Below are 23,348 nucleotides of genomic sequence, written 5' to 3'. Positions count from 1 at the left end.
ATGCAACCGTCAAAAAGAATATATAAGGTGGGTACGATTGACGCGGAGTGCGCGAAGCAGTCTAACTTGATCTTGCCAGTATTTTAAACCAATTGCCCAGCGCCATTAACGGATTTCAATGAGCAAAGCACCTGAGACCACCGCAAAGAAACCGGCTCGCACACCAGCACGGGCAACCAGAAGAAGTGCGGCACCCTTGCAAGGCATGCCGCCAGCTGAAATGGCAGGGATGATGCGCAAGCAGCTGACCTTCTGGATCGGCACAGTCTTGGTGTTTGTGCTGTTTTTGCTGATGTTCAGCTCAATCCTGCTGCCTTTCGTGGCAGGGATGGCACTGGCTTACTTCCTTGATCCGGTGGCGGATCGGTTGGAGCGATTTGGCATGTCACGATTAATGGCAACAATTGTTATCCTGTTGCTGTTCTTGGTGGTGTTGGTACTGGCGCTGATGATTATGGTGCCAATTCTGGCCACCCAGCTGGCTGAGTTTATCTCGCGCTTTCCGCTTTATGTGACACAGCTGCAATCGCTGGTGGCGAATGAAGATTCGGCATGGCTGCAAAATTATCTCAACATCGACAGCAATGTTATTAAGGAAAACCTGAGTACTTTGCTGCGTCAGGGCGCTAGTTTTTTATCCACATTGCTTCAGTCCCTGTGGAATTCGGGGAAATCTCTGGTCGATATTGCCGGGCTTTTTGTGGTCACGCCGGTGGTTGCTTTCTACATGCTGCTTGATTGGGATCGCATGATCGACAGTATTGATTCATGGATCCCGCGCGCGCATCTGGAAACTGTGCGCGGCATTGCGCGTGAAATGAATGATGCTGTGGCCGGATTTATTCGCGGTCAGGGCACTTTGTGTTTAATTCTTGGCACTTATTATGCCGTTGGTCTGACGCTTACAGGGCTCAATTTTGGCCTTCTTATCGGTCTTTTTGCCGGTTTTATCAGCTTTATTCCTTATATTGGCTCATTTGTCGGTTTGGCACTGGCTATCGGCGTGGCGCTGGTACAGTTCTGGCCAGATTGGATAATGGTCACCGTGGTGGCCTGTGTGTTCTTTGTCGGTCAATTTATCGAAGGCAATATTTTGCAGCCTAAACTGGTTGGCTCGTCCGTTGGCTTGCATCCGGTTTGGCTGATGTTTGCATTATTTGCCTTCGGTTCGCTGTTCGGCTTTACCGGAATGCTGGTTGCAGTGCCTGCTGCAGCTGCTGTAGGTGTGCTTGTGCGATTTGCTTTGAACAGCTATCTCCATTCACCAATGTATGATGCTTCGCTGATAGAACAGCAGGCTTCTGCAAAAACAGATGTAACTACTGCTAAAAACTAAGGACAACCGGCATTTAACATGAGTGAGGCGCGACCACGGCAATTGCCGTTCGAATTGAAACATCAGCCTGGTTATGAGCGCGACAATCTTATTGTTGCGGGCTCGAACCGTGCTGCCGTGGATTTGGTTGATCGCTGGCCGGATTGGGTGGCGCCTGTGGTTATTCTGGCGGGGCCAACCGGCTCGGGTAAAACACATATGGCGCAGGTCTGGCAGGAAAAAACCGGTGCTTTGCTGGTCGATCCGTCCAATATCAGTGCCGACATTCAGGAGCGTGCCAGCATCCAGCCGATGCTGATCGAAGATATCGGCGACGTAACCTTGGATGAAACGGGGCTGTTTCATCTTATCAATTCGGTGCGCCAGCATGCAGCACAAGGACCGGGCCCATCGCTTTTGATGACATCGCGCCTGTGGCCTGCCGCTTGGGGCGTAAAATTACCTGATCTTGCCTCGCGTTTGAAGGCTGCCACAGTTGTTGAAATTGCAGCACCCGATGACATGCTGCTGACTTATGTCATTCATAAGCTCTTTGCTGACCGTCAGGTGGATGTCGAACCTTATGTGGTGAGCTATCTGGTCAGCCGTATTGAGCGTTCACTGAATGCGGCCATTCGTGTGGTGGATCAGCTCGACCGTGTGGCATTGGAGCAAAAAAGTCGTATCACCCGCATTTTGGCGGCGCAGGTTCTCAATAGTCCTGCATTGGCCGATATTGTTTATAGCGGCGAGAAAGAAGATGGCGGCACACAGGCCAGCAAGATATGAAAAAGGCACTCCTTGGAGTGCCTTTTGTTTATGCGTAAGATTTAAGTGCTTATGCTCTTAGTTGCCGACATTGTTTTTCGGTACCGGATGGTTGCTTGTGGCTTTTGCGGCAAAAGGCAGGGGCTTGGCAGGTGTTTCTGCCTTGATTGATCCGGTCGTGATTGGTGAAGGAGCTTGTGCATTCTGGTTGCCAACTTTTTTTACAATCACCAGCATGTCCTGATGCACCCAGCCGATCATGTCGGTGGCAGGCACAACAACGCGGTGCCATTTGCCGGTTTGTCCGTAGGAGCGCAGTTCACGGCCTTTTTCAACTTCACCCATGGATGGCGATTTATCCCATGCGGTTTTATGCACAGTCAGCTTTTGCTTGGCATAAACCATTGTCGGGGTGGAATCGGCACGGTTTACACCGCGCGGCGGCAGGTTTTTTGTCGCAGACGCCGGTGGCGTAATAGCTGCAACCATTTGATTTGGTTTGTTCGCTGGCGTGACTGTTGTTGCTGTTTGCGGCCGTGCTGCCGGTTGTGGCGCTTGTGCTGTTCTTGACGGGCTCAAACCGATTTCAGGACGTGGAATAGGGGCTGTCGCTGTGGCGCGGTTTGACGCTTTTTCTTCTGTGCGATTGGTGCGGGCAGGTTGTGATTTTTGCTCTTTAATTTGCGGTGCACTTGCCTGCTTTTGTGGCGCTATATTAGCGCGACTATTGCCTGATGCACTATTCCATAGGTTGGAAATTGCTGTTTGCGGACTTTTGTGCTGTGAGGCTGCCCAGAGGCTGACGGCACCTAACACAACAATCGCCCCAAGGGCGAGAACCGATGCAACAGACGTGCCGCCACCCTTTTTAGCGGGCGCACGTTTTGTTGAGCGTGAAGTGGTGCGGGGTTTGCGTTTTGCCGTTGCCATGAGAAATCCTGCTCTCTCTTTTCAGTTCTTCTCTTTCAATGACCGTCATGTCAGTCGAATCGTCTTGGAGGGAGCCTAGCTGCCTTTCCTTGGGATTTGGTTACTTTGGTTTCAAACGGACTGTGTGAGCACCATAGCGGTTGAAACCATATGCTGCTGATCGGCGTAAATTTGGTGATATTTTTCTATTAGCCAAAATGCGCAGTTGCATTTTCGCCACAATGCGTTGCATGAATGCAACTCAGTCCTCTATTATCGCGATAGAACAGTAACGAATCTGATCGGAACAAATTTCGAGATGAATGACACAATGCCCGAAGCTCAAGGTTTAGCACCTGAAAGCAATGATTATGCTGAGCCACGCCGTTTGCTGGCTTTGCCGGGGCTGATTACTGTTGTTGCAGCATTGGTTACTGCAACTGTTTCCTTCGCAATTTTGATCGGCATCACACCAATCAATCCTGACCGCATTGTCACGCTGACGCTGACCACCATCAATGTGGCGCTGATTGCTTGTCTGATTATCCTGATCTGGCGTGAAATTTACCGCATCATTCTGGCGCGTCGTCACGGTCGTGCGGCTTCGCGGTTGCATGTGCGCATTGTGGCGCTTTTCTCGCTGATTGCAGCAGTACCGGCGATTGCGGTGGCAATTGTTGCAGCTGTTACGCTTAATCTGGGGCTTGATCGCTGGTTTGATACCAATACCCGCGAGATTGTGAATTCCTCCAACAGTCTGGCTAAATCCTATATTACCGAAACTGCCCGCAATTTGCAGGGCACATCCTATTCGATGTTGCAGGATTTGGATGCGCAGCGCACGCTTTATAGTCTTGATCGCTCCGGTTTCGTGCGCCTCATGTCGTTGCAGGCACGCGGACGCGGGCTTTTAGGCGCTTATTTGGTGCGTGAAGACGGTAGTGTGATTTTGCAGACCGATCTGGGTGGTGAGCGCTCGCTTCCGCCAGCACCTAAAGATGCCTTGCAAACCGCAACAGACGGCAAACCGGTGATTATTCCCCCGGGCAGTAGCCATTTTGTTGGTGCAATCATCAAGATGAGCGCCATTCCGGATGCTTATCTTTATACAATTCGTGCGGTCGACGGCGAAATCATTGATGCCATGCGCTTGATGGAAGCTAATGCGGAACGCTATAGCGCGATGGATTCCAATCGCTTTGCGACCCAGATTGCTTTTGCGCTGCTTTACTTTGGCTTGACGCTGATCGTGCTTTTGTCTGCCATCTGGACAGGGATTGCGGTTGCTGACCGTTTGGTGCGCCCGATCCGATTGCTGATTGGCGCAGCTGAAGACGTGGCTGCCGGTAATCTGGAAGCCTCTGTTCCTGTACGTGCGACTGATGGCGATGTGGGTGCGCTGGCCGGTACATTCAACAATATGGTGGCCGAACTTAAAAGCCAGCGTAACGAACTCTTGTCGGCGAAAGATCAGATTGATGAGCGCCGACGTTTCTCGGAGGCTGTGCTTTCCGGTGTGACTGCCGGTGTGATTGGTATTGATCCGGATGGGGTAATCACAATCATCAATCCGTCTGCCGAGCATATGTTTAAAGTCTGTGCGCAGGATTCCATTGGCAAAAACCTTACAGGGCTTGCGCCGGAAATCGGACAGGCGTTTGAAATTGCCCGCTCTACCGGACGTGCTGTGCACCGCGAACAGGTGACAATAACGCGTTCTGGCTCGGCACGTACCTATAATGTGCAGATCACTGTGGAAGATGCGAGCTTCGACGATCACTCATATGTGGTGACTGTTGACGATATTACTGATCTTGTGCAGGCGCAACGCTCCAGCGCATGGGCGGATGTGGCACGCCGCATTGCGCATGAAATCAAAAACCCGCTGACCCCGATCCAGCTTTCAGCTGAACGTATCAGACGCCGCTATGGCAAAGTCATTACCGAAGACCGCGAAGTGTTCGATCAATGTATCGAAACCATCGTGCGTCAGGTGGGCGATATTGGCCGCATGGTCAATGAGTTCTCAGATTTTGCCCGTATGCCGAAGCCGGAAATGCGCGAGCTTGATCTGCGTGATCCGTTGCGTGAAGCATCGTTCCTGATTGAAGTCAGCCGTAACGACATTAAATTTACCAATGATTTTGGCTCCGAAAAGCTGCTTGGTTCTTTCGATAGCCGTTTGTTAGCGCAAGCCTTTGGTAATATTATAAAAAATGCCAGCGAGGCGATTGATGCGGTTGCGCGTGATGAAAATTATCAAGGCCACATTCTTGTGCGTTCTTATAAGGATGACGCGCAGCTGATTGTGGAAGTCACCGATAACGGCAAAGGTTTGCCGGGTGATGATCGCCAGAAATTGCTGGAACCCTATATGACAACCCGCGAAAAAGGCACAGGGCTTGGTTTGGCTATTGTGCGCAAAATCGTGGAAGATCATGGCGGGCATATGGAATTGCACGATGCACCGGAAGATTTTTATCAAGGCCGCGGTGCGTTGATCAGAATGGTTTTTCCCGTGAGCGAAGGCTTACGTGAAGCTGAGGCCGTAACAGAACAGTCAGAAGCTGAACAGGTGAACTAATATGGCAGATGAAATTCTGGTAGTTGATGATGAAGCGGATATTCGTGAGCTGGTTGCCGGTATTTTAAGCGACGAGGGGCATGAAACCCGCACCGCTTTTGATGCTGACAGCGCTTTGGCTGCCATCAATGACCGTGTGCCGCGTTTGATATTCTTGGATATTTGGTTGCAGGGCAGCCGTCTTGATGGTCTGGCTTTGCTTGATGAGATCAAAAAACTTCATCCGGATTTGCCGGTGGTGATGATTTCCGGTCACGGTAATATTGAAACCGCTGTGTCGGCGATCCGTCGCGGTGCTTATGATTTCATCGAAAAGCCGTTTAAGGCTGATCGTTTGATTCTGATTGCCGAGCGTGCGCTGGAAACCTCCAAGCTGAAGCGCGAAGTGTCAGATTTGCGCAAACGCAGCGGCGATAATCTGGAACTTCTTGGGCAGTCGCTGGCCATGAGCCATCTGCGCCAAACCATTGAACGTGTAGCGCCAACCAATAGCCGTATTATGATTACCGGTGCTTCTGGCGCTGGTAAAGAATTGACGGCACGCGCCATTCACTCCAGCTCGACACGCGCTAACGGCCCGTTCGTGACGCTTAACGCGGCAATGATTACGCCGGAGCGCATGGAAATTGAGCTTTTTGGCACTGAAATGGATGGCGGCGAACGCAAAGTCGGTGCTTTGGAAGAAGCACATGGTGGTATTTTATATCTCGATGAAATTGCCGATATGCCGCGTGAGACGCAGAATAAAATCCTGCGTGTTCTGGTCGATCAGCAGTTTGAACGTGTTGGCGGAACCAAGCGCGTTAAAGTGGATGTGCGGGTGATTTCATCAACCGCACAAAATCTGGAAGCGATGATCGCTGAAGGCCGCTTCCGTGAGGATTTGTATCATCGCTTGTCGGTTGTGCCGGTGCAGGTGCCGCCATTATCGCAGCGCCGTGAAGATATTCCGATGCTGGTGGATTTCTTCATCAAGCAAATCGGCGAGCAGGCAGGCATCAAGCCACGTCCTATCGGCAGTGATGCAATGGCTGTTTTGCAGGCTCATAGCTGGCCGGGCAATGTGCGCCAGCTTCGCAACAATATTGAGCGCCTGATGATTCTGGCGCGTGGTGATGATCCGGATGAGCCGATCACAGCAGACCTGCTGCCGGCTGATATTGGTGACACGCTGCCGCGCGCACCAACCGAATCTGATCAGCACATTATGGCACTGCCATTGCGTGAAGCGCGTGAAATGTTTGAAAAAGAATATCTGATCGCGCAGATTAACCGTTTCGGCGGCAATATCTCCCGCACGGCAGAGTTTGTCGGCATGGAGCGTTCGGCGCTTCACCGCAAACTGAAGTCGCTTGGTGTGTAATTGACATCTGCGTGGCGGATTAAAACAGCAATGGTGCTTTCATGCGCGTGATCATCTGTGGTGCAGGGCAAGTCGGATACGGTATCGCCGAGCGGCTGGCAGCTGAGAAAAACGATGTCTCGGTGATTGATACATCGGTAAAGCACATCCAGATCGTGCGTGACACGCTGGATGTGCGCAGCTTTGTCGGTCATGGCTCGCATCCTGATGTGCTGGCGGCAGCAGGTGCGAATGAAGCCGATATGATCATTGCGGTGACGCTTTCTGACGAGGTCAATATGGTGGCCTGTCAGGTGGCGCATTCGGTTTTCAATGTGCCTACGAAAATTGCCCGCATTCGTGCGCAAACCTATCTGAATGCGGAATATTCGGATTTGTTCCTGCGGGAAAATCTGCCGATTGATGTCACCATTTCGCCTGAGCTGGAAGTGAGCGAGGTGCTGTTGCGCCGTATCGCTTTGCCCGGTGCCACCGATGTTTTGCGCTTTGCCGATGAAAAGATTATCGGCCTTGCCATTGAATGTCAGGAAGAATGTCCGGTTATCAATACGCCGCTTAACCAGCTGAGCGATCTTTTTCCTGATCTCTCGGCAACAGTGGTTGGGGTGGTGCGCAAAGAAAGCCTTTTTACCCCGCATTCATCTGATGAATTGATGGCTGGTGATCTGGCTTATGTTATTACGCCGCGTGAGCAGGTGCGCCGTACCCTATCGATTTTTGGCCATGATAAGCCTGATGCCAATCGTATCATTATTGCCGGTGGCGGTAATATCGGGCTTTATGTGGCGCGTGCGATGGAAGCCCATCAGTCACATACGCGCATTAAAATCATTGAGAGCAGTCATGAGCGCGCCTTGGAGATTTCTGATCAGCTGAAACGTACAACCGTTTTTCATGGTAGTGCGCTGGATCAGGAGGTGCTGCTGGAGGCGGAAGTGCAGGATGCCGATCTGATTGTGGCGCTAACCAATCAGGATCAGGTTAATATTCTTTCAAGCATCATGGCTAAGCGTCTGGGCTGTAAGCATAATCTGGTACTGATTAATGATCCGGCCTATCAGGAATTTACCCATACGGTTGGCATTGATGCGCATATCAACCCGAAAAATGTGACAATTTCCAAAGTGTTGCAGCATGTGCGCCGTGGCCGTATCCGTGCGGTTTATAGCGTGCATCACGGCATGGCCGAAGTGATTGAGGCGGAAGCGATGGAAACCTCGTCGCTGGTGGGGCCGATGTTGCGTGATCTGGATCTACCGGAAGGTTTGCGCATCGGGGCGATCTATCGTGCTGGTCAGGTGATTCAGCCGACAGGGGATGTGCGTATCCGCCCGCGTGATCGCGTCGTCTTATTTGCGACACAGGATGTTGTAAAACAGGTAGAACAGATGTTCCGCGTCAGTCTGGAGTTCTTCTGATCCGGCTAGATGCGGCTAAAGTTGAAGTTACTGATAAAATTGCTGTGATAGAGACGCAGGAAGTAACAGCTTTATTAAAAATCTCTTTTTTGAGATTGCAGAAAATATGCCATCCTGTTAGCACGGGAGCGTAGGTTTGGTACGGGGCTTCCCATAAAAAGTCTCTTTATTGCTTTTATAAGCAATAGATGAAAATTATCCGCTGTTGCATGTTAAATGTGGCAGGTAAGCTGACCGTGATTTGGTTGTTGATCGAGAAAAAAGGAATAAGAAAAATGGTAGAACGATCGCAAAATCTTCAGGATCTCTTTCTGAACTCTGTTCGTAAGCAGAAGATTTCACTGACAATATTTTTGATCAATGGCGTTAAGCTCACCGGTATCGTTACCTCATTTGATAATTTTTGCGTCCTCTTGCGTCGTGATGGTCATTCGCAGCTTGTTTACAAACATGCAATTTCGACCATTATGCCAAGCCAGCCAGTGCAAATGTTTGAAGGTGAAGAAGCCTGATTTTTTGTTTAACCCTGCCTGTTGAGGTTTGAATGCGCTGCAATAGCGAGTTTGAAACAGGTGGTTTTACAAATTTAAGGAAGCCGGAGCGAACAGCCGAGAAATCGGTGTTGTCATCGCCTCCGGCTTTTTGCTTTTTTGATTTTGGCTTCAACCGCTCTAACGCTTTAAAATTTTTATAAGGAAACCAGTTTGGGTAAGATAAAAGACCGCAAACAACAGGCATCCAACCATCAGGACGGTTTTGACCATGAGGACAAAGCCCCGACACGCGCTGCCGTCCTTGTTCCGGTTCTGCCTGATCGTTATTTGCAAAATGATAGTGACGACGCAGAGCCTGTCCGCTTTCAGCGCTCCAGCGAAGCGCGGCTGGAAGAAGCTTGCGGCCTGGCGCGTGCTATAGATCTTGAAATTATTATGGCTGAAATCGTCAATGTTTCGCAGCCGCGTCCGGCAACATTGCTGGGCACCGGGCGTGTTGAAACTATTGCTGAAGCCATTGAAGAGCAGGAAATTGAACTGGTCATTGTCGATCATGCTTTAACGCCTGTGCAGCAGCGTAATCTGGAACGCGAGTGGAAGGTCAAAGTGATTGACCGCACCGGCCTTATTTTGGAAATTTTCGGACGTCGTGCGCAAACCAAAGAAGGTGTGTTGCAGGTCGAGCTTGCTCATCTTAACTACCAGAAAGGCCGGCTTGTGCGCAGCTGGACGCACCTTGAGCGTCAGCGTGGCGGGAGCGGTTTTCTGGGCGGGCCGGGTGAAACGCAGATTGAGGCCGACAGACGCCAGTTGCAGGAAAAAATCCTGCGTATTAAGCGCGAGCTGGAAACAGTGGTGCGGACACGTACTTTGCATCGTCAAAAGCGTCGTAAAGTGCCCCATCCGATTGTGGCGCTTGTCGGCTATACCAATGCCGGCAAATCCACTTTGTTTAACCGGATGACCGGCGCGGGTGTGCTGGCCGAGGATATGCTGTTTGCAACCCTTGATCCGACATTGCGCCGTATTCGTCTGCCCCATGGCGGGATGGTGATCTTGTCTGATACGGTTGGTTTTATTTCCAACCTGCCGCACCATTTGGTTGCAGCCTTCCGTGCAACATTGGAAGAAGTGCTGGAAGCGGATTTGATTTTGCATATCCGTGATATTTCCGATCCGGATAATGCCGCACAGGCTGAGGATGTGGAAACCATTCTGGCCAGCCTTGGTGTCGAGCGTAATGACCGCAAGCGGGTCTATGAAGTTTGGAACAAAATCGATCTGCTGGATGAATCAGCGCATGAGGCAGCACTGGTGCTGGCCGCCAGCAGCACGTCATCCGATATGAATGATGAGGCCAAACCGGTGGCGATTTCCGCTTATACGGGTGAGGGTGTGCCGGAACTGCTCAACATCATCGAGAAGCGTATTTATGGTGATCTGAAAAGCATTGATATGACATTCGGCGTTGATGAATTGTCGATGCTTGATGGAATTTATCAGTCTGCCAGCAATATTAAACGCGAGAATCTGGAAGATGGTTCGGTGCGCATTCAAGCGCAAATGACTGCTTCTGCCGCGAAAATGCTGGAAGAACGCCGCTTTGGCAGCAAGCCGCAAGATGATTGAACAATGGCTTTTGCATGTTATTGCTGACAGTCAGTTGTCACACCATCTTGCGAAACAGGGCCGCATCGCCCTATGTATGGAATAATTACGAATCCTGTCCGAGCACGCGCTGCTCTTCCCAAACAGACCCAGAGGTCCACTATGAGAGATCCGATAGAAACCGTCATGAACCTCGTACCTATGGTTGTCGAACAGACAAACCGCGGTGAACGGGCTTATGACATTTTCTCGCGCTTGCTCAAAGAGCGTATCATTTTTGTAAATGGCCCGGTTGAAGACGGCATGTCTATGCTGATCTGCGCGCAGCTGTTGTTTCTGGAAGCGGAAAACCCGAAGAAAGAAATCAACATGTATATTAATTCGCCAGGTGGTGTCGTCACCTCCGGCATGGCGATTTATGATACGATGCAATATATTCATTCACCGGTTTCCACCCTTTGCATGGGGCAGGCTTGCTCCATGGGCTCACTGCTTCTGACCGCAGGTGCAACCGGCAAGCGTTATGCGCTGCCAAACGCCCGCGTGATGGTGCATCAGCCATCCGGTGGTTTTCAGGGGCAGGCATCTGATATTGAGCGCCATGCGCAGGATATCATCAAGATGAAGCGCCGCTTGAATGAAATCTATGTCAAACATACCGGCCGTGATTACGAAACGATTGAGCGCACCCTTGACCGCGATCATTTCATGACTGCTCAGGAAGCGTTGGAATTCGGTCTGATCGACCGTGTGATTGAATCACATGATGAAGTGTCGGCGCAGACACCTTCAGCTTAAAAATAAAGCGCCCTTGGCCTTTAAAAGGGCTGAGGGCGTTTGAAACAAATATGATTGGAAGCAGGTATTCAGCATTGGCTGTGGCATTTTGGTCGCTAAAAACCATCTTCGTGCCACAAAACTGTCGAATTCCTACTTGTACGTGGCAAAACAATTGCTACGTTAAGCTATTATTTGGTTTCAACAGGCTAAATTAGCGCCCCAATCATAGAATCCTCAACAGGTTAACGGGAGTTTGCCTGTTATGAGATTCGGTAAAGGCCAATTTTCCAGCCATATTTCGGTCGGGGATATGTGTCTGGTATTTAGAGTTAACGGCTGTGACGGTATTAACGCGACAGCCGCTATTGAAAGGAAACTGCGATGAGCAAAGTCAGCAACAGCGGTGGCGATTCTAAGAATACGCTTTATTGCTCGTTCTGCGGTAAAAGCCAGCATGAAGTGCGCAAGCTGATTGCAGGCCCGACCGTTTTTATCTGTGACGAGTGTGTCGAGCTTTGCATGGACATCATCCGCGAGGAAAATAAATCCTCGATGGTGAAGTCGCGCGAAGGTGTACCGACCCCGCAGGAAATTATGGGCGTTTTGGATGATTATGTCATCGGTCAGAAGGATGCCAAGCGCGTTCTGTCTGTGGCCGTGCATAACCACTATAAGCGTCTGGCGCATCAGTCGAAGAGCAACGACATTGAACTGGCAAAGTCCAACATCATGTTGGTTGGCCCGACAGGTTGCGGTAAAACCTATCTGGCGCAGACCCTTGCCCGTATCATTGACGTGCCGTTCACCATGGCCGATGCCACCACACTGACCGAAGCCGGTTATGTGGGTGAAGATGTTGAAAACATCATTCTGAAATTGTTGCAGGCGGCCGATTACAATGTTGAACGCGCACAGCGCGGTATCGTCTATATCGACGAAGTCGACAAAATCAGCCGTAAGTCCGACAATCCGTCCATCACACGCGATGTGTCGGGTGAGGGCGTTCAGCAGGCATTGTTGAAGATCATGGAGGGCACTGTTGCTTCCGTGCCGCCACAGGGTGGCCGCAAGCATCCGCAGCAGGAATTCCTGCAGGTGGATACAACCAATATCCTCTTCATCTGCGGCGGTGCTTTTGCCGGTCTCGACAAAATCATTTCGGCGCGTGGTGAAAAGACCTCTATTGGTTTTGGTGCAACAGTTAAAACCGAAGATGATCGTCGTCTCGGCGCGATCTTCAAGGATCTGGAACCTGAAGATCTGCTGAAATTCGGTCTGATCCCTGAATTTGTCGGTCGTTTGCCGGTTATTGCAACGCTGGAAGATCTGGATGTTGATGCGCTGGTGCAGATTTTGTCTGAACCTAAAAACGCATTGGTCAAACAGTATCAGCGCCTGTTCGATATGGAAAATGTTGAACTGACATTCCACGATGATGCATTGCGTGCGATTGCCAATAAGGCAGTGGAACGTAAAACCGGTGCGCGTGGCCTGCGTTCGATCATGGAAAAAATCCTGCTGGATACCATGTTTGAATTGCCGACACTGGAAGGCGTACAGGAAGTGGTTATTTCCGGTGAAGTCGTTGATGGCACCGCGCGTCCGCTTTACATCTACGCTGAGCGTCAGGATGAAAAGGGTAATGCCACAGCCTGAGCTGCTGACATTGACTGAAAGATTGAAAGGGCTGCTTGGCAGCCCTTTTTCTATTGGCCCGCAATACCCTAAGGGCAATGATCGCATTTTGTTAAAGATGAGCATTTTGTAAGTGTTTTGAGCTTAAAATGATGTTTTTTGATCAAAAAATTCGGTTTTTGACGAAAAATAGCGTGCTTATGGCTGTTAGCATTAAATTTATCTGCTGACTGTCAGTGCTGACGCTTTACCTGCACACAAAATTGCGCCACATAACGTGATTATTGAGTGTAAAGCGCTAGTTTCAGATTGTACCGGAACGATGAAATGCGCAAGTATAAGAAACGATTCTATGGTGCTGCTTGAATTGGAGCCCCCGCATCTCCAATTAAGTACTAATGCACGTAAGCGACTTGCCGATGAAGCGAATAGGGAGCGCGGACGTGGCTATCAGGCAAACCGCCTGAGGAAAGGACTGTATGATGACGGGTATTGAACAGAAGACGACTGCGGGTGGTAATGACGGGCTTTATGCGGTCTTGCCGTTGCGCGACATTGTTGTTTTCCCACATATGATTGTTCCGCTGTTTGTGGGACGTGAAAAGTCGATCCGCGCACTTGAAGATGTGATGGGTAATGACAAGCAGATCATGCTTGCCACCCAGATCAATGCTGCTGACGATGATCCGTCTGCTGATGGCATCAACAAGGTAGGGACAATTGCTAATGTGCTGCAATTGCTCAAACTGCCAGACGGTACTGTGAAAGTACTGGTGGAAGGTACAGCACGTGCCGAAATCACCAATTTCACTGATCGTGAAGATTATCATGAAGCTCACGCCATCACGCTCGATGAGCCTGAAGAAGATCCTGTCGAAGTGGAAGCTTTGGCACGTTCGGTCGTGGCTGACTTTGAAAATTACGTAAAGCTCAACAAGAAAATCTCTCCTGAGGTTGTAGGTGCTGCCAGCCAGATAGAGGATTACTCGAAACTTGCTGATACGGTTGCCTCACATCTGGCGATCAAAATCACTGAAAAGCAGGAAATGTTGTCTGTGCTTTCAGTGCGCGAACGCCTTGAAAAAGCGCTCGGCTATATGGAGTCCGAAATTTCGGTGCTTCAGGTCGAAAAGCGTATCCGCAGCCGCGTCAAGCGTCAGATGGAAAAGACCCAGCGCGAATATTATCTTAATGAGCAGATGAAGGCGATCCAGAAGGAACTCGGCGACAGTGAAGACGGTCGTGACGAGATGGCCGAACTGGAAGAGCGCATCAACAAGACCAAGCTGTCCAAGGAAGCTGCTGAAAAGGCACAAGCTGAGCTGAAAAAGCTTCGCACCATGAGCCCGATGTCGGCAGAAGCCACAGTTGTGCGCAACTATCTGGATTGGCTCCTGTCTATTCCTTGGGGTAAAAAATCCAAGGTTAAGCAAGATCTGAACTTTGCTGATGAAGTGCTGGATGCTGAACATTTTGGCCTTGAAAAGGTAAAAGAACGGATTGTTGAATATCTGGCCGTGCAGTCACGCTCTGCCAAGATCAAGGGTCCAATCATCTGCCTCGTTGGCCCTCCGGGCGTTGGTAAGACCTCGCTGGCGCGCTCTATCGCCAAGGCAACAGGACGTGAATATGTCCGCATGTCTTTGGGTGGTGTGCGTGATGAAGCGGAAATCCGCGGTCACCGCCGTACCTATATCGGTTCGATGCCTGGTAAGGTCATCCAGTCGATGAAGAAGGCAAAGAAGTCCAACCCGTTGTTCCTTCTCGATGAGATCGACAAAATGGGGCAGGATTTCCGTGGTGATCCGTCATCTGCAATGCTTGAAGTGTTGGACCCGGAACAGAACGCAACATTTATGGATCATTATCTCGAGGTAGAATATGATCTGTCGAATGTGATGTTCGTCACCACAGCCAACTCGCTTAACATTCCGGGCCCGCTGCTCGACCGTATGGAAATCATCCGCATTGCCGGATACACGGAAGATGAAAAGCTGGAGATCGCCAAGCGCCACCTCCTGCCAAAAGCTATCCGTGACCATGCCTTGCAGCCAAAGGAATTCTCGGTCTCCGAGGAAGCATTGCGCTCGGTTGTCCGTCTTTACACCCGTGAAGCCGGTGTGCGTAGCCTTGAACGTGAGATGATGAAGCTTGCGCGTAAGGCTGTGACCCGTATCATGAAAGACAAGGTCAAGGCCGTACATATTACGGAAGAAAACCTGTCTGAATTCTTAGGTGTAGAGAAATACCGTTTCGGCCAGATCGAGGGTGAAGATCAGGTTGGTGTTGTCACTGGCTTGGCCTGGACAGAAGTGGGCGGCGAATTGCTGACCATTGAAGGCGTCATGATGCCTGGTAAGGGCCGTATGACTGTCACAGGCAATCTTCGTGACGTGATGAAGGAATCGATCTCTGCGGCCGCCTCTTATGTTCGTTCGCGTGCGGTTGATTTCGGCATCGAGCCACCATTGTTCGACAAGCGTGACATCCACGTTCACGTACCGGAAGGTGCGACACCAAAAGATGGTCCTTCGGCCGGTATCGGCATGATGACGGCAATTGTTTCTGTGCTAACCGGTATTCCGGTTCGTAAAGACATTGCCATGACCGGTGAGATCACGCTGCGTGGTCGTGTATTGCCAATCGGCGGCTTGAAAGAGAAGCTGTTGGCAGCGCTGCGCGGTGGCATCAAGACTGTGCTCATTCCGGAAGAAAACGTCAAAGATCTGGCGGAAATTCCGGACAATGTGAAGAACGGTCTGGAGATCATTCCGGTCTCGCGTGCAGGTGAAGTACTCAAGCATGCATTGGTGCGTCAGCCTGTTGCAATTGAGTGGACAGAGCCTGCAACGCCGCCAGTATCGGCACTGTCTATCGATGATGAAGCGGGCAGTTCTATTGCTCACTGAGTCGAAAATCAGACCTTAAACATGAAATGCCGGGTAAAAAGCCCGGCATTTCTGTGTTTAACCCTATAATTCTGGGCTTTTTTCGTGATTTGTGGCTTGGTTTGTTGATTGTTTAGAATAAACTCATGTCGATCCGGTTGAGTCACAAAGCCCCGGAAAAAGAAAGAAAGGAAGTGTCCATGAATAAGAACGAACTGGTTGCCTCAGTTGCTGAAAAGGGCGGTCTCACCAAAGCAGACGCAGCTACCGCTGTTGATGCAGTTCTCGCAGCTGTAACCAGCGCTCTTCAGGCCGGAGACGAAGTACGTCTTCCAGGCTTCGGCGTATTCTCTGTATCGCACCGTGCAGCCACCACTGGGCGCAACCCGTCGACTGGTGCGGAAGTAGCGATTGCAGCACGCAACGTACCAAAGTTCTCAGCAGGTAAAGGTCTGAAAGACGCTGTTAACAGCTAAGCCTTTCTAAGCTGATAGCGCTTGGACTTTTAAGCGCTGTTGATAAAGCCCGGCTTCATGCCGGGCTTTTCTGCTTTTAAATTCTGCGTTTCTTAGAGTGGGCGGCACCGCTCGTGCTTGGCAGAGCTCTTTGAGAATAAGGACAGGTAAATGCTCTGCTGTTCATCTGTCCGACACAGTGGCAATAAAAAACCCCGCATGAAGCGGGGTTTCTTTTAATACTAAAAAGCGACTGGCTTTAATTAAGCAGCCATTGCCTTTTTCAGGTTTTCGTCGATCTTGTCGAGGAAGCCGGTTGTTGACAACCAAGGCTGATCCGGGCCGATAAGCAGAGCCAGATCCTTGGTCATGAAGCCGCTTTCAACGGTGTCGATGCAAACTTTTTCCAGGGTTTCAGCAAAACGCTTCAGTTCAGCATTGTCATCGAGCTTGGCGCGATGTGCCAGACCACGGGTCCATGCGAAGATCGAAGCGATCGAGTTGGTTGAGGTTTCCTCACCCTTCTGATGCTGACGATAGTGACGGGTTACTGTACCGTGTGCAGCTTCTGCTTCAACGGTCTTGCCATCCGGGGTCATCAGAACAGAGGTCATCAGGCCGAGTGAACCGAAGCCCTGTGCCACGATGTCGGACTGTACGTCACCGTCGTAGTTCTTACATGCCCAAACATAGCCACCGGACCACTTGAGAGCGGATGCAACCATGTCATCGATCAGGCGGTGTTCGTACCAGATCTTGGCTTCTTTGAACTTCTCAGCAAATTCGGCCTGATAAACTTCTTCAAAAATATCTTTGAAGCGACCGTCATAGGCTTTGAGAATGGTATTCTTGGTGGAGAGGTAAACCGGATAGTTGCGCAGCAAGCCGTAGTTCAGCGATGCACGGGCAAATTCACGGATCGACTCATCAATGTTGTACATAGCCATGGCAACACCGGATGATGGTGCGTCATAAACTTCATGTTCAATCACTTCGCCGTCTTCACCAACGAACTTGATCGACAGTTTACCTTTGCCAGGGAATTTGAAATCAGTCGCGCGGTACTGGTCACCAAATGCATGACGGCCAACGATGATTGGCTGAGTCCAGCCTGGAACCAGACGTGGTACGTTTTCGCAGATGATTGGTTCGCGGAAAATCACGCCGCCGAGAATGTTGCGGATGGTGCCGTTAGGCGACTTCCACATTTTCTTCAGTTTGAATTCTTCAACGCGGGCTTCATCAGGAGTGATGGTTGCGCATTTAACGCCAACGCCGTGTTCTTTGATGGCATTTGCTGCATCAATGGTGACCTGATCATCGGTCGCATCGCGGTGTTCGACAGAAAGATCATAATATTTCAGATCGATATCCAAATAAGGATGGATCAGTTTCTCTTTGATGAACTGCCAGATAATGCGGGTCATCTCGTCGCCATCGAGTTCGACAACCGGATTAGCAACCTTAATTTTTGCCATGGATGATGCCTCTTGTTGAATACGCTTTGAATACGTGCGCTCGTATAGCATTGCTGAAGCCTAAGGCAAAGCTTTAACCGTGGTTTTATTGGTCACATCTGTGTTTCTTTAGTCTTAAAGCCAAAATAAAGCCTGTTTTTGATTGCTCACTTTATTTTAGAAAATACGCATTTACGAAGATGGGGATCAGATCAATTGGCAAACAGAAAACTTTGCGATTTTTTGCCGTTTGTGTCAGTGACAAATGAAGTAAACGCATTATTGCAATAGTCTGGAAGAAGAGATGGCCGGAACTGATAAACATCGCTCGCTGATTGCTGAGGGACCAGCGATTATTTTGGTGGAACCACAATTGCCTGAAAATATCGGCATGGTGGCGCGCGCAATGGCAAATTTTGGTCTGGCAGAATTAAGACTGGTCAATCCGCGTGAAGAGTTCCCAAGTGATAAAGCACGCGCGGCTGCATCCAAAGCCGATCATGTGATTGATAATGCGATTGTCTATGATGATCTGCCATCAGCGATTGCCGATTTGAACTTTGTTTATGCAACAACTGCGCGGGAGCGCGATGGTTTCAAACAGGTGCGAAGCCCGATTGAAGCCAGCCGCACATTGCGCCAGCGTTTTAAGCAACAGGAAAAAGTGGGCATTCTTTTTGGCCGTGAACGCGTTGGCCTTAAAAATGATGAGGTCGCGCTTGCTGATGAATTGGTGACCTTTCCGGTCAATCCGGCATTTGCATCGCTCAACATCGCGCAGGCTGTGCTGCTGATGTCTTATGAGTGGATGAAAACCGGTATGGAAAATGAGGCTGATACGGTTTTCCGCGGCCCTGAAATGGAGCCGGCACCCAAGCATGAATTGCAAGGTTTGTTCGACCAGTTAGAAAATGCCCTTGATACACGCGGTTATTTTCGCCCCGAAGCCCGAAAAGCGGTGATGGTTGATGGTTTGCGTGCCGTGTTGACACGTGCCGGTTTTGCTTCCGCGGAGCTTAAATTATTGCGTGGCGTTGTCACGTCACTGGATGTATTTTCGCCTAAAGCGCCACGCGGTTCCGGTGCGCCAGAAGGGCGTGCCCGCGTTAAAGCGGAAGGATCAGACGAGTTATGATAAAAGAAAAGCCGGATCATGATAATCTGCCGGATAAAGCGCCGGTGCTTGTTTTTGATAGTGGTATTGGCGGCTTAACGGTTTTGCGTGAGCTGCGGGTCTGGTTGCCGGATCGCCGCTTTGTCTATGTGGCGGATGATGCCGGTTTTCCTTATGGCGATTGGGAAGAAGAAGCGCTTTGCGATCGTATTATCAAACTCTTTGACCGGCTGCTGGCAGAGCATAAACCCGCCATCGTGGTGATTGCGTGTAATACCGCATCAACATTGGTGCTGGATGATTTGCGCGCAGCCTTTCCGTTTATGAAGTTCGTCGGCACTGTACCGGCAATTAAACCGGCGGCAGAACGCACGCGTTCGGGGCTTGTTTCTGTTCTGGCAACGCCTGGCACTGTGCGCCGTGCCTATACGCATGATCTCATTCAGTCTTTTGCTTCCAAATGCCATGTGAAGCTGGTGGGTGCAAATCTGCTGGCAACCCTTGCCGAAGCGCATATTCGCGGTGAACAGATTGATGAAGCGCAAGTATTGGCACAAATTGAGCCGTGCTTTGTCGAAGAGGATGGCCGCAGAACAGATATTGTTGTGCTGGCTTGCACTCATTATCCGTTTCTGGCCAATGTCTTTCGTAAATTAGCGCCGTGGCCGGTTGATTGGCTTGATCCGGCTGAGGCTATTGCGCGCCGGACGATTTCGCTGTTGCAACAAAGCGAAGGGCAGGGTGAGAGCGGAAACATGCAGGAAAGCAGCGACCATCCGCATGATGTAGCGGAATTTACATCCGGCAAGCCTGACTTTGCCATTCGACGTCTGCTGCAAGGTTTCGGCCTGCAATTTGATCATATCGACGGCTAAGAGAAGGTTTAATCCTTCTCTTCCCGCTTGACGTGTTCTGATGGCGTTTGCGGACGACCCAAACCGGATTTACCAAATGTATATCCGGTTTCTACGGCTTTTTGGCCGAATTTATTACGCAATGCGTCCATAGCATTTTCTGCCTTGGCACGGCGTGTAGCCTGCATATCAACCAGATCAGGCGGATCAGCACGCTCATTGCCGCTCAGATCGCTGACGCCAATGCCAAGCAGACGAAACTTAGTGCCATCCAGTTCTTTTTCCAGCAGGCCCAAGCCGGTGTGAAAAATCCTGTCGGCCAATTGTGTCGGGCTGCTGAGCTGGCGGTTGCGGGTGCGGCTTTTAAAATCCTGCGTTTTTAGCTTTAACACCACTGTGTGACCGGCGATTTCACCATTTTTCAAACGGTGGGAAACTTTTTCTGACAGCGCACGCAACACCGGCACAAGATCGTCAGCTGAGGACAGGTCATGATTGAATGTTGTCTCCGCCGAAATGCTTTTCATCTCATGTTCCGGCTCGACGCGGCGTGTATCCTGACCGCGAGAGAGGCGATAAAGACGTTGCCCCATCACGCCATAAGACTTCATCAGTGCGCTTTCTTCGATGCGCTGCAATTGCTCAATGGTGCGGATCCCGTCGCTGTTGAGCTTGGCGGTGAGCGCTTTACCGACACCCCAGATAATTGAAACTGGTTTATCACGTAAAAAGGTAAGCGCTTCTTCTTCACCAATCACGGCAAAGCCGCGTGGCTTGTTGAGATCGGAGGCGATTTTTGCCAGAAATTTACAATAGGAAAGGCCAACCGAAATGGTGATGCCGATTTCTTTTTCAATTCGCTGGACAAATCTAGCCAAGACAAAAGAAGCGGGCGCTTTATGAAGATTCTCCGTGCCGCTTAAATCCAAAAAGGCTTCATCAATAGAAAGCGGTTCTACAGCAGGTGTCAGTTCGCGCATCAATTGGCGTATTTCACGGCCAACCTTGCTGTATTTTTCCATATTAGGCGGAATGACTACCGCTTGCGGGCAGGCTTCCAGTGCTTTGAACATCGGCATCGCTGAGCGTACGCCGTGAATGCGGGCAAGATAACAAGCCGTTGAAACGACACCGCGCGTACCACCGCCGATAATCAATGGCTTATCGAGCAATTCAGGGTTGTCGCGTTTTTCAACAGCCGCATAAAAAGCATCGCAATCAATATGGGCGAGCGACAGCTTATACAGCTCTTTATGGCGCAATAAACGCGGACTGCCACAAGCATAACAACGACGTGATTCTGCGCTTCGCTGCATGCGAAGGCAATCACGGCAAAAGCCTGTTAACGGTGCGTTTAAAGCGGTTTGTTCTGTCATGGCACGCACTATATCGCAGAGTGAACATATTGTGAACACTGGTGAGTATATTTTTATGTGCACCTATACGACAATAGTAACAGGTTGCGTGTCTTGGGCTTGACAAAATGGCTGTTATCGCCAACCTTGGTGTTATGAAGAAATATGTCACATCCATTTTCCATCGGGTTAACCCGATCGCAGGATATTAGCCCTCGGAGACCGGCTTAGCGCAGCTGGCACTCAGGGGGAGACATAGTATTTATGTTCGCAAATTAACCAAAGCGCTTTCAATTAAAAATTAAAATAACTGATCTCAGGTCATCAAAACCCTGAGGACGGATATCATTCAAACGATAGTGGGATCGCCATGAGCGGAAAGAGTCGTAAAAAGCCGAATATTGTTATCAGCCAGTTGGATCACGACCGGTTGATGGGGCTTGCGGAAGATGCGCCGGAGCGCGTTGCTGCGGTGGCTGATGAGCTGATTGCTGAGTTGGAACGTGCGAAAATCGTGGCCGTTGGCAAGGTGCCTGCGCATGTTATTCAAATGGGTTCTGCGGTTGAATTTAAAACGCAGGATGGCCAGCAGCGCCGTGTGACGTTGGTTTATCCGGGCGAGGCGGATATCGCTGAAGGTAAGATTTCCATTATGACGCCGATTGGCGCGGCCTTGATCGGCCTTGCACCGGGACAGAGCATTGCTTTTGCGGCGCGTGACGGGAAGATGCAGGAGCTAGGCGTCGTGCAGGTCAGCAAACCGGGTGAGGCTTTGCCGCCTGTTGCAGCTGACGGCAATGTGGAAGTGGTTGATTTTGCGGCTCGTAAACAGGCGGCAGATACTGCTTCTGATGATGAAGGACCCGGTCCAAGCGCAGCTTGACCTGATGCTTTAAAGGCAAAGCGCAGCTTGAAATAAAATTCGAAAATGAAAAAGAGCGCTCAAACGGCGCTCTTTTTTTGTGACATCGGTAGTGTGATTAAAACTCGTTCATCTGGCCGCCTGGCAATTGTCGTGCAGCCGTGACAACAGAGTTAGGCTCGTTTTCGGTTGCTTCACAAAAACGCATCAATGTTGGTTCATGCGCCAGTAAAAACTGTAAAACACCGCCCAAAAAACCGGGTTCGCGTGCGGCACTGCGAATGGCTGAGGCATCAATGCCGGTCAGCGTTAAAAAACGCGACATCAAATCCGGCTCTTGTGTCAGCCAGATCAGGGCTTCAATCGCCAGAGATTCTGCGTGCTCATTCGGGGCTGTTTTCACGGCGCTCATCCTTTTTCTTCTTTGCTGATATACATATCGTGAATGATGGGTGGTTTGATAGCTTTATTTCCGCACTATCATGTTCAGGCGTAAAATCACGAAACTCAGAAACTCAGGGCCTAAGCTTTGCTGTGTGTTGCTCATATTAGCAAAAATGCACTATAAGGGCTCAGCCTCGGGTTCAGGCCTCAGGCTATATTTTGAATCTATATGAGCGGATTTATATCTGCGACTGATCACCGGAGACATTTCATTGGCACTGGATATTTCTTACCTGACCGCTGCGGGCGCGGGTGCTTTGTCATTTTTATCCCCATGCGTGTTGCCTTTGGTGCCGCCTTATCTGTGCTATATGGCCGGTGTCAGTGTAGATGATTTTCGCCAAAATGATGCAGCTGGTGTGAGTGCGGATAAAGCCGTTGCTGCCAGCAAACGCCGCGCTTTGCTGATTGCCTCCATTTCCTTTGTGCTGGGCTTTACTACCGTTTTTGTCGCGCTTGGCGCTGGTGCCTCATCAATTGGACATTTCCTGCGCCAATGGCAGCAGGAAATTGCCATGGCTGCCGGTGTGGTCATCATCATTATGGGGCTTAATTTCTTAGGCGTGTTCCGCTTGTCGCTACTGTCGCGCGAGGCACGCTTTCAGGCCAATCGTGCACCGGCCACGCCGCTTGGCGCTTATATTATGGGGCTTGCCTTTGCTTTTGGCTGGACACCTTGCATCGGGCCGGTGCTGGGGCCGATCCTGACCTTGGCTGGCGGCAGCAGTACAGTTGGTGATGGCGCGGCATTGCTTGCCGTCTATTCGCTGGGCTTAGGTGTGCCATTCATTTTGGCTGCGAGCTTTTCAGGTGCTTTCATGCGCTTTTTGGCCAAATTTAAAGTGCATCTGGGCAAAGTGGAAAAGGTTATGGGCGTGTTGCTTATCCTTGCTGGTGTCTTGTTCCTCACCGGCGGCATGCAGGCTTTTGCGTTCTGGCTCTTGGAAACCTTCCCGGTATTGGGTCGTTTGGGTTAAAATATTAACGAAATAATGGTGATATTCCTTGTGAATATCATCCATAAACTGCTCTTCAATAACGGATA

General features: G+C 50.3%; 19 protein-coding genes. 15 read left to right on the top strand and 4 right to left on the bottom strand.

All coding sequences use genetic code 11. The features are described 5' to 3' along the window. The first annotated feature begins 205 nt into the window (after positions 1 to 205). Together ABDZ76_RS01075 and hdaA are read left to right on the top strand one after the other, a co-directional pair. Positions 206 to 1,336, top strand: a complete 1,131-nt coding sequence (locus tag ABDZ76_RS01075; protein WP_343802875.1) for an AI-2E family transporter — start codon at positions 206 to 208, stop codon at positions 1,334 to 1,336. Positions 1,337 to 1,354: 18 nt separating this feature from the next. Then, positions 1,355 to 2,104, top strand: a complete 750-nt coding sequence (gene hdaA, locus ABDZ76_RS01070; RefSeq protein WP_343800180.1) for a DnaA regulatory inactivator HdaA — start codon at positions 1,355 to 1,357, stop codon at positions 2,102 to 2,104. A gap of 57 nt (positions 2,105 to 2,161) precedes the next feature. Here the strand turns inward: hdaA and ABDZ76_RS01065 are convergent, their stop codons facing one another. Further along, positions 2,162 to 3,013, bottom strand: coding sequence for a RodZ family helix-turn-helix domain-containing protein (locus ABDZ76_RS01065; RefSeq protein ID WP_343800178.1), 852 nt, complete (start codon positions 3,011 to 3,013; stop codon positions 2,162 to 2,164). A gap of 310 nt (positions 3,014 to 3,323) precedes the next feature. Here ABDZ76_RS01065 and ABDZ76_RS01060 point away from each other — a divergent pair, with 310 nt between their 5' ends. The 9 genes from ABDZ76_RS01060 to ABDZ76_RS01020 all read left to right on the top strand — a co-directional run bounded on the left by ABDZ76_RS01060 (position 3,324) and on the right by ABDZ76_RS01020 (position 16,238). Next, positions 3,324 to 5,576, top strand: a complete 2,253-nt coding sequence (locus ABDZ76_RS01060) for a sensor histidine kinase NtrY-like (RefSeq protein ID WP_343800176.1) — start codon at positions 3,324 to 3,326, stop codon at positions 5,574 to 5,576. Position 5,577: 1 nt separating this feature from the next. After that, positions 5,578 to 6,939, top strand: coding sequence for a nitrogen assimilation response regulator NtrX (ntrX, locus tag ABDZ76_RS01055; RefSeq protein WP_343800174.1), 1,362 nt, complete (start codon positions 5,578 to 5,580; stop codon positions 6,937 to 6,939). A gap of 41 nt (positions 6,940 to 6,980) precedes the next feature. Beyond that, positions 6,981 to 8,357: a Trk system potassium transporter TrkA gene (trkA, locus tag ABDZ76_RS01050; RefSeq protein WP_343800172.1), complete on the top strand. Its 1,377-nt coding sequence runs from the start codon at positions 6,981 to 6,983 to the stop codon at positions 8,355 to 8,357. Positions 8,358 to 8,632: 275 nt separating this feature from the next. Continuing rightward, positions 8,633 to 8,869 (top strand): RNA chaperone Hfq, encoded by a 237-nt coding sequence (gene hfq, locus ABDZ76_RS01045; protein ID WP_184220587.1) that lies wholly within the window; start codon positions 8,633 to 8,635, stop codon positions 8,867 to 8,869. A gap of 192 nt (positions 8,870 to 9,061) precedes the next feature. After that, positions 9,062 to 10,480: a GTPase HflX gene (gene hflX / locus ABDZ76_RS01040; RefSeq protein WP_343800169.1), complete on the top strand. Its 1,419-nt coding sequence runs from the start codon at positions 9,062 to 9,064 to the stop codon at positions 10,478 to 10,480. 141 nt (positions 10,481 to 10,621) lie between these two features. Continuing rightward, the gene (locus tag ABDZ76_RS01035) at positions 10,622 to 11,257 is read left to right on the top strand and encodes an ATP-dependent Clp protease proteolytic subunit (RefSeq protein ID WP_184220076.1); all 636 of its coding nucleotides are present in this window, start codon (positions 10,622 to 10,624) and stop codon (positions 11,255 to 11,257) included. A 363-nt stretch (positions 11,258 to 11,620) separates the two neighbouring features. Continuing rightward, positions 11,621 to 12,895: an ATP-dependent Clp protease ATP-binding subunit ClpX gene (gene clpX / locus ABDZ76_RS01030; RefSeq protein ID WP_343800166.1), complete on the top strand. Its 1,275-nt coding sequence runs from the start codon at positions 11,621 to 11,623 to the stop codon at positions 12,893 to 12,895. Between the two features lie 461 nt (positions 12,896 to 13,356). Beyond that, positions 13,357 to 15,783, top strand: coding sequence for an endopeptidase La (gene lon / locus ABDZ76_RS01025; protein ID WP_343802872.1), 2,427 nt, complete (start codon positions 13,357 to 13,359; stop codon positions 15,781 to 15,783). Positions 15,784 to 15,962: 179 nt separating this feature from the next. Further along, positions 15,963 to 16,238 carry an HU family DNA-binding protein gene (locus ABDZ76_RS01020; RefSeq protein WP_184220067.1) on the top strand — a complete coding sequence of 92 codons (276 nt, stop codon included), beginning with the start codon at positions 15,963 to 15,965 and terminating at the stop codon, positions 16,236 to 16,238. Positions 16,239 to 16,480: 242 nt separating this feature from the next. Here the strand turns inward: ABDZ76_RS01020 and ABDZ76_RS01015 are convergent, their stop codons facing one another. Beyond that, positions 16,481 to 17,695, bottom strand: coding sequence for an NADP-dependent isocitrate dehydrogenase (locus tag ABDZ76_RS01015; RefSeq protein ID WP_184220064.1), 1,215 nt, complete (start codon positions 17,693 to 17,695; stop codon positions 16,481 to 16,483). Between the two features lie 283 nt (positions 17,696 to 17,978). Between ABDZ76_RS01015 and ABDZ76_RS01010 the strand changes: the two genes are divergently transcribed. Together ABDZ76_RS01010 and murI are read left to right on the top strand one after the other, a co-directional pair. Further along, complete coding sequence (locus ABDZ76_RS01010; RefSeq protein WP_343800162.1) at positions 17,979 to 18,809, top strand: RNA methyltransferase; 831 nt, start codon at positions 17,979 to 17,981, stop codon at positions 18,807 to 18,809. After that, complete coding sequence (gene murI / locus ABDZ76_RS01005) at positions 18,806 to 19,663, top strand: glutamate racemase (RefSeq protein WP_343800160.1); 858 nt, start codon at positions 18,806 to 18,808, stop codon at positions 19,661 to 19,663. The genes ABDZ76_RS01010 and murI overlap by 4 nt, the downstream gene beginning before the upstream one ends. 8 nt (positions 19,664 to 19,671) lie before the next feature. Here the strand turns inward: murI and ABDZ76_RS01000 are convergent, their stop codons facing one another. Then, positions 19,672 to 21,018 (bottom strand): DNA polymerase IV, encoded by a 1,347-nt coding sequence (locus ABDZ76_RS01000; protein WP_343800158.1) that lies wholly within the window; start codon positions 21,016 to 21,018, stop codon positions 19,672 to 19,674. Between the two features lie 349 nt (positions 21,019 to 21,367). Between ABDZ76_RS01000 and rnk the strand changes: the two genes are divergently transcribed. Then, the gene (gene rnk / locus ABDZ76_RS00995; RefSeq protein ID WP_343800156.1) at positions 21,368 to 21,880 is read left to right on the top strand and encodes a nucleoside diphosphate kinase regulator; all 513 of its coding nucleotides are present in this window, start codon (positions 21,368 to 21,370) and stop codon (positions 21,878 to 21,880) included. A gap of 97 nt (positions 21,881 to 21,977) precedes the next feature. Here the strand turns inward: rnk and ABDZ76_RS00990 are convergent, their stop codons facing one another. Next, positions 21,978 to 22,271 (bottom strand): DUF3572 domain-containing protein, encoded by a 294-nt coding sequence (locus ABDZ76_RS00990; protein WP_343800154.1) that lies wholly within the window; start codon positions 22,269 to 22,271, stop codon positions 21,978 to 21,980. Between the two features lie 244 nt (positions 22,272 to 22,515). Between ABDZ76_RS00990 and ABDZ76_RS00985 the strand changes: the two genes are divergently transcribed. Then, entirely contained in the window at positions 22,516 to 23,280 is a 765-nt protein-coding gene (locus ABDZ76_RS00985; RefSeq protein ID WP_343800152.1) for a cytochrome c biogenesis CcdA family protein, read from the top strand. Positions 23,281 to 23,348 lie beyond the last annotated feature (68 nt).

The organism is Paenochrobactrum glaciei (assembly GCF_039522165.1).
GTDB lineage: Bacteria > Pseudomonadota > Alphaproteobacteria > Rhizobiales > Rhizobiaceae > Paenochrobactrum > Paenochrobactrum glaciei.
The sequence above is the reverse complement of the archived record's forward strand: the minus strand, read 5'-3'. Positions and strand labels throughout refer to the sequence as shown.